The organism is Alteromonas sp. 009811495, assembly GCF_028865455.1.
Lineage (GTDB): Bacteria > Pseudomonadota > Gammaproteobacteria > Enterobacterales > Alteromonadaceae > Alteromonas.
In genome coordinates this window covers 1438677-1452924 of record NZ_CP113972.1, presented here as the reverse complement: position 1 = coordinate 1452924, position 14248 = coordinate 1438677, and the positions used below count along the sequence as shown (strand labels likewise).

General features: G+C 41.2%; 15 protein-coding genes. 10 read left to right on the top strand and 5 right to left on the bottom strand.

Features of this window, described 5'->3' with window-relative positions:
- Positions 1–15 precede the first annotated feature (15 nt).
- Positions 16–2517, bottom strand: a complete 2502-nt coding sequence (locus OZ660_RS06585) for a TonB-dependent receptor (RefSeq protein WP_226432778.1) — start codon at positions 2515–2517, stop codon at positions 16–18.
- 549 nt (positions 2518–3066) lie between these two features.
- On the opposite strand from OZ660_RS06585, the gene OZ660_RS06580 reads away from it, so the two are divergent.
- From OZ660_RS06580 to OZ660_RS06565, 4 genes are all read left to right on the top strand, one after another.
- Positions 3067–3795: a hypothetical protein gene (locus OZ660_RS06580; RefSeq protein WP_274742944.1), complete on the top strand. Its 729-nt coding sequence runs from the start codon at positions 3067–3069 to the stop codon at positions 3793–3795.
- 49 nt (positions 3796–3844) lie between these two features.
- The gene (locus tag OZ660_RS06575; protein WP_274742943.1) at positions 3845–4330 is read left to right on the top strand and encodes a hypothetical protein; all 486 of its coding nucleotides are present in this window, start codon (positions 3845–3847) and stop codon (positions 4328–4330) included.
- Between the two features lie 285 nt (positions 4331–4615).
- The gene (locus OZ660_RS06570) at positions 4616–5251 is read left to right on the top strand and encodes a DUF4386 domain-containing protein (RefSeq protein WP_274742942.1); all 636 of its coding nucleotides are present in this window, start codon (positions 4616–4618) and stop codon (positions 5249–5251) included.
- A gap of 66 nt (positions 5252–5317) precedes the next feature.
- Entirely contained in the window at positions 5318–6187 is an 870-nt protein-coding gene (locus tag OZ660_RS06565; RefSeq protein WP_274742941.1) for a LysR family transcriptional regulator, read from the top strand.
- Positions 6188–6246: 59 nt separating this feature from the next.
- Here the strand turns inward: OZ660_RS06565 and OZ660_RS06560 are convergent, their stop codons facing one another.
- Together OZ660_RS06560 and OZ660_RS06555 are read right to left on the bottom strand one after the other, a co-directional pair.
- Complete coding sequence (locus OZ660_RS06560) at positions 6247–6981, bottom strand: hypothetical protein (protein ID WP_274742940.1); 735 nt, start codon at positions 6979–6981, stop codon at positions 6247–6249.
- A 122-nt stretch (positions 6982–7103) separates the two neighbouring features.
- The gene (locus OZ660_RS06555; protein ID WP_202264570.1) at positions 7104–7472 is read right to left on the bottom strand and encodes a GntR family transcriptional regulator; all 369 of its coding nucleotides are present in this window, start codon (positions 7470–7472) and stop codon (positions 7104–7106) included.
- A gap of 162 nt (positions 7473–7634) precedes the next feature.
- Between OZ660_RS06555 and OZ660_RS06550 the strand changes: the two genes are divergently transcribed.
- Complete coding sequence (locus OZ660_RS06550) at positions 7635–7871, top strand: hypothetical protein (protein ID WP_274742939.1); 237 nt, start codon at positions 7635–7637, stop codon at positions 7869–7871.
- Between the two features lies 1 nt (position 7872).
- Positions 7873–9309: an alpha/beta hydrolase family protein gene (locus OZ660_RS06545; RefSeq protein WP_274742938.1), complete on the top strand. Its 1437-nt coding sequence runs from the start codon at positions 7873–7875 to the stop codon at positions 9307–9309.
- Between the two features lie 555 nt (positions 9310–9864).
- Here OZ660_RS06545 and OZ660_RS06535 read toward each other — a convergent pair.
- Positions 9865–10266 (bottom strand): YybH family protein, encoded by a 402-nt coding sequence (locus OZ660_RS06535; protein ID WP_274742937.1) that lies wholly within the window; start codon positions 10264–10266, stop codon positions 9865–9867.
- Between the two features lie 192 nt (positions 10267–10458).
- Between OZ660_RS06535 and OZ660_RS06530 the strand changes: the two genes are divergently transcribed.
- From OZ660_RS06530 to OZ660_RS06520, 3 genes are all read left to right on the top strand, one after another.
- Entirely contained in the window at positions 10459–11037 is a 579-nt protein-coding gene (locus tag OZ660_RS06530) for a TetR/AcrR family transcriptional regulator (RefSeq protein ID WP_274742936.1), read from the top strand.
- An 80-nt stretch (positions 11038–11117) separates the two neighbouring features.
- Positions 11118–11609 carry a DoxX family protein gene (locus OZ660_RS06525; RefSeq protein ID WP_202264551.1) on the top strand — a complete coding sequence of 164 codons (492 nt, stop codon included), beginning with the start codon at positions 11118–11120 and terminating at the stop codon, positions 11607–11609.
- Between the two features lie 114 nt (positions 11610–11723).
- Entirely contained in the window at positions 11724–12242 is a 519-nt protein-coding gene (locus OZ660_RS06520) for an adenylate kinase (protein ID WP_274742935.1), read from the top strand.
- Positions 12243–12651: 409 nt separating this feature from the next.
- Here OZ660_RS06520 and OZ660_RS06515 read toward each other — a convergent pair whose 3' ends face one another.
- Complete coding sequence (locus tag OZ660_RS06515) at positions 12652–13524, bottom strand: DUF3800 domain-containing protein (RefSeq protein ID WP_274742934.1); 873 nt, start codon at positions 13522–13524, stop codon at positions 12652–12654.
- Positions 13525–13682: 158 nt separating this feature from the next.
- Between OZ660_RS06515 and OZ660_RS06510 the strand changes: the two genes are divergently transcribed.
- Positions 13683–14246 (top strand): recombinase family protein, encoded by a 564-nt coding sequence (locus tag OZ660_RS06510; RefSeq protein ID WP_274742933.1) that lies wholly within the window; start codon positions 13683–13685, stop codon positions 14244–14246.
- The last annotated feature ends 2 nt before the right edge of the window (positions 14247–14248 follow it).

Sequence of the window (14248 nt, the reverse complement as noted above, 5' to 3'; positions counted from 1 at the left end):
ACGTACAAGCGTGTTTTATTCAAACAAATATGAAATTGTTGCACCAAAAGTACGAGGTTGATTCGGATATCCGTTGAAGCTCCCCGCTTGAATAGGCGGTGGGAATGCCGATAAGAAATACTCGTCATTGGTGAGGTTACGAACCCATACCTGTACGCTAACGCCATTTTCAAACTCAAGACCAGCACTTGCATTTAGTGTACTGACTTCTCGAGTCATTTCAGGTGGTACGTTCTCTACAATGTGAACTTCACTTTCATACAGGTAATCGCTTCGCACATAACCTGTCATGCCATTTTCGAAATCAAGGTGATACGTTAAGCCCGCAACAAAGCTTCGTTCATGGATACCAGCAGGCATAGTGCCCGATAAATCCGTTGGTCCATTTAGTCCATTAGCGCCTTCGAACGAGTCGTAAACTGGGTCTAAAATGGTACCTGCAAAGTTAAACACTAAGTTGTCAGTCACATTATAGGTTGAATCAAATTCAACACCTTTTGTAGACTGCTTACCTGCATTAGCTAACACAAAGCCTGTTCCAACAAATATGCTTGATTGGAAACCTTCAATAGTTTGATCAAACAATGTGATGTTAAAAGCACCGTCTTTAAATCGGGCCTTCATCCCTAGCTCGTATACCGTTGACTCTTCAGGTCCCGCATAACGCGTACCGTAACTTTGATTGGGCTGAGTTAGATTGGCCGCTTCAAGTGCGCTTTGGTCCGCTGCGAACGGGCGCGTGTCGCGGGACAAGTTCCATGAAGACGCCTTAAAACCTGTTGCAGCCGTAGCAAACACATTGATGTTTTTGTTTACTTCATAGGCAATACGCGCACTCCAGGTGACTTTGTCATCGTTGGTATTACCACTTTCAACTGCGTTTGGATAAGTCAGCTGAGGTGGTAAAAACTGTACACTTTGCAACGTTGGGATAAACGGAGTAAGTGCTGGCACAGCGGTGGAAAGCGGCACACCAAACACCGTAGGTGTAGTAGCAAAGTCTATCGAAGACAATACTTCGGTATTTACTTGCTCAATAGACACATCTTTTTCATCTTCTGTGTAGCTTACGCCGAATGTCCCCGTCAAACGGTCTGAGAAGTGATAGTCCAAACTAAGGAATACCGAAAGCGCGTCATTGTCTTGTAAGAACTCGCTATTCACGAACTGATCTGGCCCAAAAAATGTTCCAGGAGCTTGCCCGTATAGCGGCTCAAATGTGCCTAAGAAACCATCAGGAAAAACGGCTTCAAATGGCAGTGGAGCAATAGCTTGCGCTACGCCAGCGTTAAGTAAAACGTCAAAGAAAGGGCGCACCGCTGAACCGTAAAACAACGTATCTCCAGTATCTACTTCTTCAGAGAAGTAGAACATACCCACCATCCAATCTAGCTTATTTTCGCCCGTTGAAGTTAAGCGAAATTCCTGAGTGAAAGTATCAATATCGGTATGCCCCTCCTCGGCTAAGATATCTAGCGAGGTATAATCTACATCAACAAAGTAGTCTGATTTGTTGTTTCGATACGCACTGATTGACGTAAATGAGAATGTTTCGAAGTCCACATCCAGCTGCAATGACACACCACCGTCTTCCACACTATTGTTTGGATTGAAGTTTAGTGCAGACTCGTAAGCATAAGGGTCTTCAGTATCTAATACCGTTCCCCCTAGCGCTCTTACCACACCTGTTGTTGGGCCATTAATAAAGTCTGCTACCGTACAGCAACGCTCATCAATTTCGCTGTAATCGGCAATAAAGCGAAGTCGAACATCTGAGTTTGGTTCGTAAAGGGCTTGTCCACGAATATTCCAGCGATCGCGGTTATTAAGCTCGTCAACACCCTCCACAACACTATCAGTGTAGCCGTCGCGCTTATTGATACCACCAGATACACTAAAAGCAAATTCATCAGTAATACCGTTGGTATAGTATCCCTTTAATAGTCGCTGGTTATAGTTGCCGATACCAAGCGTAACCTTACCTTCTTGCGTAAACGATGGTGCATCGGTTCTAATGCTGATTACCCCAGCCGACGCGTTCTTACCAAATAATGTACTTTGCGGGCCGCTTAATACTTCGACTTGTTGTACCCGCGGTAGATCACCAATTTGCGCAGCAGCGCGTGAACGATATACACCGTCGATAAACACGCCGACGGACGGCTCTATGCCCGTATTGTTAGTTCCGTTACCGAAACCGCGAATTGAGAAGTTGGTGTTGGTAGAGCGCTGAAGCGGTGTTACGCGCAACGTAGGTACAAGTGCCTGCATATCTTGAATATCTAACACTTGGGTTTGTTCAATGGCTTCACCGCTAGTAACTGAAACGGCGATAGGTGTTTCTTGCAAACCTGTGCTTCTTTTTGAAGCCGTGATAAGAATTTGTTCTACCAATTCATCTTCTGCAGGCTCTGTGGTTTCCTGCGATAACACCGATTGACTGGTAAGGCTTAAACTAAGTGCGATGAGCGTTGCGACTTGTTTGCGTTTAAAGGTTAAGGGTAAGCGTTTACTCATTATTATTCTCTTACTTGTTTTTATGTGTTTTTATTATTTTTGAGCGATAGTCCACATCAACAACGTAGCGAACGGCTCATTAAGTGTGGGATATCTACAATAACCAAGTAAGAAAAGGCATGTAAACAAAATGTTTAATTTTTGTTATTTATAGTGAGAATTCTGAATTTACTGTATAGACGCTTTTGCTTGCGAAACGCGGTCTGTAGTGCAAATAAGCCATTACTCTCAAATATATTTAAAATTTGAATAGTGACGAATTAGTGTGATGGATTGGTGTGCTAAGAGTTCAGTCACCTTTTGCAATCAAACTTCAAAAGACGGGTTTAGGAGTACCAACTAATTTCGCTTAACTTCTTCACTTCCCTCTTAGCCCAATACTCCCCAACTATTCATTTTTGAATAACTAACATTCAGTTTTATGGAATGGGCATCATCTCAATATACCTTCAAAATATAACCCTAAATATCTGCCCACCTGTGACGACTTGATATACAAGGAAGAACTGATGAGGAGATTTATTTGTACGATAAGTATTAAGGACTTTTATGGTTTCATCTCGCGTCGCTCTATTTACCATTACTCTTTTGGTCCCCTTATTCGTCATTGGCAATGAATCAGGCAACGAATTGCCTAGTTCTGATTATTTAGCCGTTGGTAATTATTGTTACCTATCATCTGTTCCAGATGGTGAAAATCAAAAGAAAGTTGTCGCAAAGGTCTCGAAAAAAATAGTAAAGAAAGGCGACAAAACATTTATTGCTATTCATCAAATTATGCCGTCACGTAATTTTAATATGAAAGATGAATTTGTATTAAATAGAGATATGACTCCTACCCACTTTTATCACTCGCGGATGGGAGGGAAGTCTCTGAGCATCGACTATGACTTTGATGGCGATAGCACTTCTGTGTTTTTATTGGGCCAGCAGACAAATAAAGATGGTTTCAGCCTAATGTTCGACGGAAAACTCTGGGAAGGAAATTTGTGGGGTACTTTATTTACCGCGCTGCCACTGCAACATAATACTACATTCTCAATTCCTACATATCACTATCAAAATGGACTGTCTCAATTAGAAATTGTCGGCGTGCGAAAAAACGACATCGTATTTAATAAGCAATCGATTCCTGTTTTTGAGGTTGACGTAAATGCAAGCGGGTTGATTACAACATACTTTATTAGCGTCGAAGATAGAATAGAGCTTGGCTACGAAAATTCTGCTTTCTCGCAATGGATAGGCGGCAATTGCAATGATATGAAATCATTGAATTGAGTCACTATGAAAACTCAGCCATAACTATTTAATAAATCAGGAGCAACGGATGAAACGTTTTACAGCAATGCTATTTCTCGTGCTTGCGATGCAAGTAAACGCGGACACCCACTGTGATAATCAGTGTCAATTAACCCTAATCAAAGACTACTATCAAAAAATAAACCTCTCTGTTGTTCAACATTCGACCACCGAGAATGTTGAAGTATTTTTGGGTTCGCTACACGAAGATGTTGTCTATTTACACGAAGAGTATGAAGCTAAGTTTGATAAGAATATTTGGAGAAAAGCCTTTCTTCGTCAAATGGAAAGAGGTGGCTATGCCAACACTGTTGAAGCTAACACTGTATTAAAATCAGTGATTCATGGGTATCAAACAGCAGCGGTAGAATTCGTGAGTCAGTACCGAAATCAAGAAGATACTGAAGTAACTTCGAGTCCATCTCGCTTGGCTATTTTTAAATTCAAAGACAGTAAAATCGTTTTTATACAAGATCACTGGTATCACTTGGCAGAAGAAACGCTTAATAAGTAATTAGGTGGTAAGAAGCGCGTCAGCAATATTCATTACTGAATAAAGTGCATTCAGTTTTATGGAATGGGCAAAAGACTTATTAACCTTCAACATACAGAACGATAAGAGGCCTATCAATGACTCACTAAGGATAACAATGATAAGCAAAAAGGAAATCAAGCAAGCAATTCGAAATTTGAGCGGCTTAGCAGTAATAGTTTTTTTGATGATGCAAATTGTAATGATGTTAGTGCTGTTTGCGCTCTTGTAGGCAGTCACTCAAATTTATTTAACGGTTTAGGGCATATGATTAAAAAACAAAACGAAAAGCGCATGTTTCTAACCTCTGGTGTGGGCTATTTCTTTATTTTCTTTTTAGCCATCTACGCAAACTTTTTTGTTATTGAAGCGATAAAGAACGCCCCTTTAGAAGTAGTATTTAGTCAATCAAATATCGTCGAGCGCGGTATAGCAGCCCTAATGCTTACCATCCTTTTTGACGTTATCATTGCATGTACGCTATATACATTGTTCAAGCGCAATTCACTTACCATCGCCAGTACACTGTTTCGCTTAATACACGCCCTTTTTCTTGCTGTCGCTACTGTTTCACTCGTTAACAGTCTTTCTTTCCATTCTGAGGGGCTTATCTTAGACGGTATAAATCGCTTCAACTCTATCTGGATGTTAGGCCTCGCATTTTTCGGTATTCACTTGATATTACTTTCGATGATTGTACCCGCCCCCACCAGCATTAGAAGCTTTCTGTTCTTTGGTGGATCAGCGTATTTAATTGATACCATATTACATCTGACATTTTCTGCTTACTCTGATTATGCTTTCTCTTTACTTCTTTTCGTTGCAATTCCAACAGTCGTTGGCGAGTTTTCACTTGCCGTGTGGTTTATCAAACAAGGTACGCAACTAAAAGTGGCTCAATGAGAGAGTTGGTGTGGAATGGCTGTCCAAACATGTATACTAGTTTTTTGCAAAACATAGAGAAGCGTAATGGATTTCGATTGGAATGACGCCAAAGCCTTTCTTAGAACCGCAGAAACAGGCTCTTTAACTGCAGCTGCCAAACAACTTCATGCCAGTCAACCTACCGTTGGACGCCGTATAGCAGCGTTGGAGAAAAGTCTTGGAATTGTGCTATTCGAGCGTTACAAGAATGGCTTAATTCTAACTCCTCAGGGAGAGCGCGTTGTCGAGGCCTTACAAGGCATGGAGAAATTAGCGAATGACACCATTCTTATTGCGCAAGGGGCGACAGAGTCTCATTCTGGCATAGTGACTATTGCTGTAAGCCAAATCGACGCCGTGTTTAACTTGCCATCGCTAATTGCTGAACTCAGAACGATAGAACCATCTTTGCAGATAAAACTAAAAGTATCGAACCGCCGCACCGATCTTATACACCGCGATGCTGATATCGCAATTCGACACTATAGACCTGATGAAGAAACACTCATCATTCGTAAACTTGGTGAAATGCACGTTGATCTGTTTGGCACTGCCAGTCTTTGTAGTGCTCTTAGAAACTCAAACGATGATGAAAAGCTGATTCCGATTATAGGCTTTCTTGAAACTGACTACACAACTCAACTATTGCACAACAGTGGTATCGCTGAAGAAAGCCTTGACTACGTTTGTTTAAGTGACTGTCAACTTAGTCAAATTGAGTTGGCTAAACAAGGACTTGGGCTAGTGCTACTGCCCGCATATCTCGGTTCAGAAATTGACGAGCTAGAATTTGCGTTCACTCAGGATTACTCAATCTACGAATACGATACTTGGTTGGTCTGTCACTCAGAGCTCCGCCACAACAAACGCATACGTTTTGTATATGACTTTTTAGCGCAGCGACTTAGTCGCTGATTCCAATCTGTCTACTTTCCTACTCGTTTCGTTTACTTTTACAACCGTAATGCCTAACCTTATTCTTTATATACGCTGGGGTTAATTGGGTAATATTGATTGCGTGTGGTAAACACAATTGCTTGCGCAAAGATACTCGCGACAATGCTGGCAGTGCTTTGGTTTAGATTCATCAAGTCAAATAGAAGAACAGTTACTACGAAGCAAGTGTACGCACCGAGAGATGCCATCAAAGCGCTTATCTTATCTGATAATTTGAGCATTCTTTCTTGTTGCTCAATAAAGTGGTCTTTTTTCTTGCCGAATATAAGAACGCAGACTAAGCGAAAGATGTATAAGGTAACCGCAGTACTAAGACCTATCAAATAGACAGACTTAAGCTCCCCAGGCTTTGCAAAAAAATACATGTAAACAACCAGCCCAACTGAAATCAAGTAAACTGCTAACGTAAAAATCAATGTGCGCAATGATATGAAATCAAACAATGTGTAATTTGTTAATTGAGCTGTGCGCCTCTTTTTGGGGTAACGATTTGATATCAATCGGCTATTTTGATTACACCAATAGGCAGAAACAAACATTGGGCTGAGCTGAAGCAGTGCGACCAATAGCATGTAATCAGCAACATTATTTGGACTTTTTGCCGTAGTTTGTAAATAAAGCAAAACCGCTAACCCTATTACAAATATCGCATAGTCTAGCCATTTCCTTACTATCAGCCGTTTATTCTCGGTTAACTCATCCCTCGCGTATAAATTTGGAAATACAGACTGTGGGTACTTTGTTAGTAGCACTCGCCTACTCTCGCGCCAAGCTCTTGATACATAAATGGAAATAAAAAAGAGCTGAAATAGAAATACAAAGTTGATGATTGTTTCAGATAACTCATTAATGAAATTCAATGTCTTCTCTCCAACTATTTCATGGCTGACGCAAAAGCATTTCGTATTTCAGAATCAGTCAATCCAAGCTCTCGTAATTGTCTTACATTTTCTACCATTAAACTTAGTGCTGTCGCGTTGAGATCTGTCTCGCAAAACTCTAACGCGTTTTCATGAATAAAGGTCCCTCGGTATCCTTTGCCAGCTATAACGCTGTCTCTTTCTAATAGTTTGTAAGCTTTAGACACTGTATTAGGGTTTATGCCTAGGTCATTTGCAAGTTTGCGAATTGAAGGCAAAGGCGCGCCTGGCTTGAGCGCTTTAGTCGCTACTCCTTGCTTTACCTGCTCTACCAATTGAGTAAATATCGGCGTATCGCTCTCTACATCAATGACTATATTCATCGCACTCAATACCTCATTTCATCCCCACACTTGCTTCATTCCTGCATCATACAATAACTTTCAAACATGTACCACTTGACTTAGTAGTACAATTAAACGTAATGTATTACTTGTACTACACGAACCAATAGTACAACAAACTCTATTATAAGGATCAGCGTCATGAAGTGTTTTAAAGAAAATAGAAAATCCATTGGCTTTAGTATTGTTTGGGCAGGGCTAATTCTACTTATCGCTTATTTATCAAAAGACAAAGACTTCGCCTCTACTGCGTTTATTTTTACAATAGGCGGTTGGTACATTACTTATCACTATTTATTTAGACCGAATTCAATGGGTTGTCACACAAGGCATTCTTGTTCCGTCAATGCAAAGTTCGACGAAAATGGGGAGCACTAGCATGAAATCAGTAAAAGCACTTTTGACGCTAGTCTTGTTTATCATGCTTTGCAGCAATAAAAATGCATTGGCAGAACAACAAAAAAACAAAGATATTACAGGAAGTTGGGAAGGTTCACTTTCAGTGCAAGGTCAGAGTATACCGCTCGTGTTTAATATTAATTCAGATTTGACCGCAACAATGGACAGCCCAGCACAAGGCGCTACTAACATACCCATTGAGTCGGTAACCGTTGATGGGTTAGAAGTTAATATTAATGTTGCCGCAGCCGGTGCTTCTTTTATAGGCCGTTTAACCCTTGCAAACAATGAAATAAAGGGTCATTGGCTACAAGGTCTCAATAAACTGCCCTTAAGCTTAAAAAAGGCGGGCAAGGAAATAAGCTCCGTAGTCAAAAGACCGCAACATCCATTGCCTCCCTATGAATATGTAGTCAAAGAAGTAAAGTTTAAAAACCAAGAACAAAATGTAGAGCTTGCTGGCACATTAACTTTGCCCTCTTCAACAGGCAAGTACCCTGCTGTCGTATTGATTAGCGGTTCCGGCCCGCAAGATAGAGACCAAACGTTTATGGGTCACAAAACGTTCTTAGTATTAGCCGACTTCCTGACAAAGAAAGGGATAGCCGTTTTGCGATTTGACGATAGAGGAGTGGGTGATTCAACGGGTAATTTTGCAGCTGCCACCAGCGCTGATTTTGCTAGCGATGTTAGCGCAGCAGTGAATTACCTCTCTTCTCACGCTAATGTTGCGAAAGACAATATCGGATTAATTGGCCATAGTGAGGGAGGACTTGTTGCGCCAATCGCTGCTAACACTTCACCCAATGTGAGTTTTATTGCTTTACTTGCTGGACCTGGACAGAACGGTAACGAGATTGCTGTATGGCAAGTGAAAACAATCCTTAAGGCGACTGGGTTGAGTGATGAAGCAGCGAATGCTGGGAGTACTATGACCAGAGCGCTGAATGAAGTGGTGATGATAAACTCAGACAGTACAACGCTAACCTCCGAACTAATAAGTACTTACGAAAGAAACTGGCAAGCACTACCTGAAAATATAAAATCAGAGATCAAAACAATTGGTGGAGGCAAGCTATCACAAGCACGAATTAAGGAGTTGACTTCAAATTGGACAAAGTTCTTTCTAGCACACAAACCTGAGGTGTATCTTGGCAAATTGCAGATACCAGTATTGGCAATTCACGGAACCAAAGATACTCAAATGGATGCGAAACAGAATCTAAAAAAGATTAGCGACGCTTTACATGAACACCCTCTTCATCGGGTTGAAGAAATAGCTGGAGTAAACCATCTATTTCAACAAGCCAATACCGGCTTTATGACGGAATATGCCAAGATTGAAGAGACCATGTCACCGAAAGTACTAGAAATCATCGGCGACTGGGTGCTTAAGGTTACCGCAGAGAAACAATAAAAAGCCTTCTGGGTGGGTTCGAACTTAAATGTGTCTACCCAGTAAGCAATGACATCAATTATTCATGAGAATGAATGTGACCTACAAGAGGAGTAGAAGAAACTCAACGTCGCTTACCACCTAACTCTAACCTTATTCCGAAATGGTTCTGCGTCTTTGTGTGAATGTTAAAACGAGAGCAACCGCGCAATACTAAAACTAAAAATAATGAAAATACTGTTTGCTAGTGCTCTCACAAACCACTGATAGACGAACTTGGCAAGGTAAAAACTCCAGATCGGGTTCCAATAATACCAAAACTCAGAAAAAGACTTCGCACCGAAAGAGCGATACAGCATATTTCTCATCGAGCGCTTTGCGCCAAGAGAAACGCCATTTCTTTTTTTACATACTGAGACAAAGAGATTGTTTTACGCATATCATCAACGCTATCAAGCTAGCGTTTTGTTACTGTAAGCAGGCGAAACAAAGGCATAGCTCATCGAATTTTCCCTAAAGTCGTTATTAACGCTAGCCTGTTCACACCATTTTAATAATTCAATTGCGAAGTGCGCTTTAGGCAATTGCCTTACCAATAATTTCATGCCCATATGAGTTATCGATGGTACATAACCAAACTCCATCTTCTGACTTCTTGAACACGTAAGTAGCTTTGCGCGTCACTGCGGGAAAGTCTGGACCAGAAACAACCGTGTTTGCCAAAACTAATGCAGTGTCGTCTGATTCTAAAACCTCCAACCCGTTTTGCTCTACGCGCAAGCCGTTATCGAAAAACTCGCTTATTTTTACAAAGGCATTTCTGATCTTATCTTTTCCTCGTGCATTTCTGCCTGGCTCTACGACCAGTACAGCATCATCAGTATAGATTGACATTAACATGTCATAGTCTTTTTCCATGATAGCTCTGTCTGCAATCTCTATTTGTTGCTCCACTGTATTTTGATTTTTTTTCAACATTTCACATTTCCTATCTATAAATCGTGGGCACCTTTTGGCGTCAGATGCATCGTTAAATACCTATTAAGCCTTTATATAACAAAAACATGGAAGTACTAACCTCTCATGCTTTATTGGAGTTTCACAAAAACACTTTATTTTTGTACCGTTTCGCATATAATAAGTTTAAGACAAAATATTGCAAGAACATTTATGCAAGCAGAAAAATCAAAAGCGCGAGGGCGCCCAAGAAAATTTGATAAGAATAAGGCGCTAGACGGAGCTGTAAGTCTATTTATGCTGAAGGGGTATTCAGCTACTTCTCTTGACGACCTCGCAAAAGCTATGGGTATCAACAGACCAAGCATGTACAACGCGTTTGGCAACAAAGAGGCAATCTTTATTCAGTCTGTTGAGCACTACTTCGACAAAATATCAGCGCCACTTGCGCAAGCACTTGAGCATGAGCAAGTAGAGGATGCCTTTAAACGCTTTTTTGCTTGTCTGTTGGATTTCTATTGCAGTGACAATCTTGGCTGTATGGCGACAAGTACTATGCCCGCTGAGAGCGCCGAGAACGGTAATGTTCATCATTTTTACAAGGGCATCATGAGTAAGATTGATGCGCTGTTAAAAGCTAGGTTAGATGTTTGCGGTGAAGACGAGCAAAACACGCTCAACGCCCAACTACTGCAAGGCTTGATGCAAACGCTCAGCTTACGCGCGCGCGCTGGCGCTGACAGGTCCGAATTAGAAGAGCTCTATCTTTTTGGTTTAAAGAAGATCCTTTGATCTCTAGATGCAACTTCTTGTCCTAGCTCTGGACAAGTTAACGAAACACAATTTACTGGGTAACATGACGGACTTTTGATATGACAACGCCAATCATTATACTTGCTTTACTAACTCTCCCATTAACGTTGGCCTTTTTGGCTTCTAAGTTGAATGGGTCGTCACTTGATAAGAGGAAATATGCCCTTTGGGGATTAGGTATTGCTTTTATCTTTTTCTCAATAGGGCACATTGTTAAAACAGAAGGGATGGTTGAGATGCTCCCTCCATGGGTACCTTTTCGACTGTTACTAATCTACCTCACGGGTGCTTTGGAGTTAGCCGTGGGTTTAGCGCTTTTTGTTCCTAAACTGCAGAACATTGCTGCTAAGTCCGCTATTGCTATCTTTATCATTTTCTTCCCCGCAAATATTTACGCAGCGCTAAATGCAACAGGTCTTGGTGGACACCAATGGGGTGCAATCTATTTGTTGATTCGAACTCCACTTCAGCTCATTTTAATTGGCTGGGCTTATTTTCTATGCCTTGAAAAGACAAAAGGTCGAAACAGTTCGACCCCAGAAAGTTACTGAGTGGATGAGAAGCATACAGAGTCGAGGGCTTACGAAACCAGCTCACGCTATACGAAATGCTCTCGAGACTATTGCTTTATTGAAAACTAACTAACACCACACTGGCAGCAAACAATGAAGAAAATAGCGGTATTTGGAAAGCCTGCAAACGGTAAATCTACATTGAGCCATCGCCTATCCTTGGCTACTGGAATTAAGAAATATTCTATAGACTCAATACTGTATGAAAGCTCTGGAAAGGAAATTGAGCGAAGCTCTTATGAGACAATGCATTCTGAAATTATTTCGTCTCCTGAATGGATAATTGAAGGTTTCGGACCGCTCAATTCATTAGATTCGTTTTACCAACGTATCGCTGCTGCCGACACGCTTGTATATATAGATTTATCTTACCCTGTAACTTACTGGCTTGTTATAAAACGCTTGTTGAAAAGTATATATAAGAAGCCTGAGGGTTGGCCAAAAAACAGTTCGGTTCTTAATGGTACTGTGAAGTCTTTTAAGACGTTGCGGCTCTGCCCTTTGTTTTGGAATGATAAGTTTTTGCACTCTATTGAGAGCCGAAAAGACGAAAAAAATGTGTTCGTGATACGCTCATTGAGAGAATTAAAGCGCTTTGCAAATAGCATGTGAAAAATGCTTTAGGGCCTCGCGGACAAGTCGCAACTTGTCGACCCCTGTACTTGGATTCTCATCCGTCACATCCCAGCAAATACAAAAAAACCGGCGAAAGCCGGTTTCTTTATATTTGGCGGAGAGAGAGGGATTAATTCAAAACGCTCATGCGTTTTCAACCCTTTGGGCTTGGCGGACAAGCCGCTCGTTTCAAGTTGCTCAGTCGCAACTTGTCGAACCCTGTACTCGGGTTCTCATCCGTCATATCCCAGTAAATATAAAAAAACCGGCGAAAGCCGGTTCTTTTGTATTTGGCGGAGAGAGAGGGATTCGAACCCTCGAATGTAACCAATTCATAAAAAACACATGCGTATCAACACGTTAAGATTATCCGGTTAGTTCATATTGTACAACTTTTTTGTTTATCTTAGTCGTACAGTACCCATGGAGGAATACAGTCTAAATAAACTTCTTTGAACTTTGACCCCACCAAGCTCTTAATCTCGCTGTTGCCTGAGCCTATCACTAATCCCCTTCCAACAACTTTATCTGGATAACCTCTAAACTTTGGTGCCAGAAGCTCTAGCAGCTTTGGACCATGCCTATCTTTTTCATCTTTGACTGCCATCTGTATAAATTCACGGGTCGCCCCTACAATCATGTCCGCTAATTGCAACATAGTGCTGTGCTTCATTCGCGTGTAAAGTATCGAATCAGAAAAGTTCAAAGAGCAAAGTCTACCTGCATCATAAGTGTTGTTAGCTACACACACCCCTTTGTTGTACGCTGATGCGTATTCTTCATCATAAGGCTTAGATACGGACTTAGTTGGCCAATCCATAACTAATTCAGCTCTCGCCGGCTGATCGTCCTTTGCTTGATATGCAAACCTCATAAGACCATTAGTGAAAACGTAACGGCCTAAATTATCTTTTTGCTTCTTCAGCTTATCTTTGTCACTACTATATGACTTAACTAATGACACGATAATTGAAATGTCGTAGCGAGCAGCTGCTTCGAATATCTCTTTTCTTATATCAGCCATATTATCTTTCATCATTTTGTAGTACTGATGACTATTCGCGCTGATATAGTCTTTCTCAAGGTCCTTGAAATTCCACTTTATAGGAGCTCTTCTATCTGCATATTTCGCTTTAATTGCCTCAATGTCATTCTTTAGGCAAAGCTCGTCTTTAAACCCAATAGTGAATCCACCAAATAGCACAACATCAGGTGTATTATGGGTACTCAACATACTTAAATCAGAGTCATCTGCAAACCATCGCATAACGCCACTCAACTATTAATTTCCTTTGTCTAAACAATAGCAATCTATATTCATTAGGTATACCCACACGAGCATAGTCAAAACTGCCCCTAAACGTACCTATATGACTTGATTTTTATTTATGGGTACTTTACCGTTAGCCACCTCTTAGAATCAAACAGGTACAGGAAGTGGCTGATCTAGCATACATTAGGGTCTCTACTGCGGACCAAAACACAGACCGTCAGTTGTCAGACTCAGGGATTTCTTTCAAGAAGCAGTTCATAGACCGTTGTAGTGGTGGTACTACTAAACGTCCAGCATTGGAAGGTCTTAAGGAATATGTCAGAGAAGGAGATACTATCCATGTTCATAGCATTGACAGGCTCGCTAGAAACCTCGTAGACCTAAAGACACTTGTAACCCAATGGAACTCAGATGGTATCAACGTAAAGTTTCATAAAGAAGCTCTGTGTTTCAATGCTGGTGGGTCTGATGCTATGTCAGAATTGATGCTAAGCATGTTAGGAGCTGTTGCTCAGTTTGAGCTATCCATGATTCAAGAGAGGCGTCAGGAAGGCATAGAGAAAGCCAAGCAAGCTGGTAAGTATCGTGGGCGTCCAGTCAATCAATCTAACCACCAGCGCATCCATACACTGCGCTCTACAGGCATATCACTTCGTAAGATAGCCTTTATAGTAGGAGTGTCATTATCAACAGTACAACGAGCTCTAGCAGCCTCAGAGAAGCCTTAAGT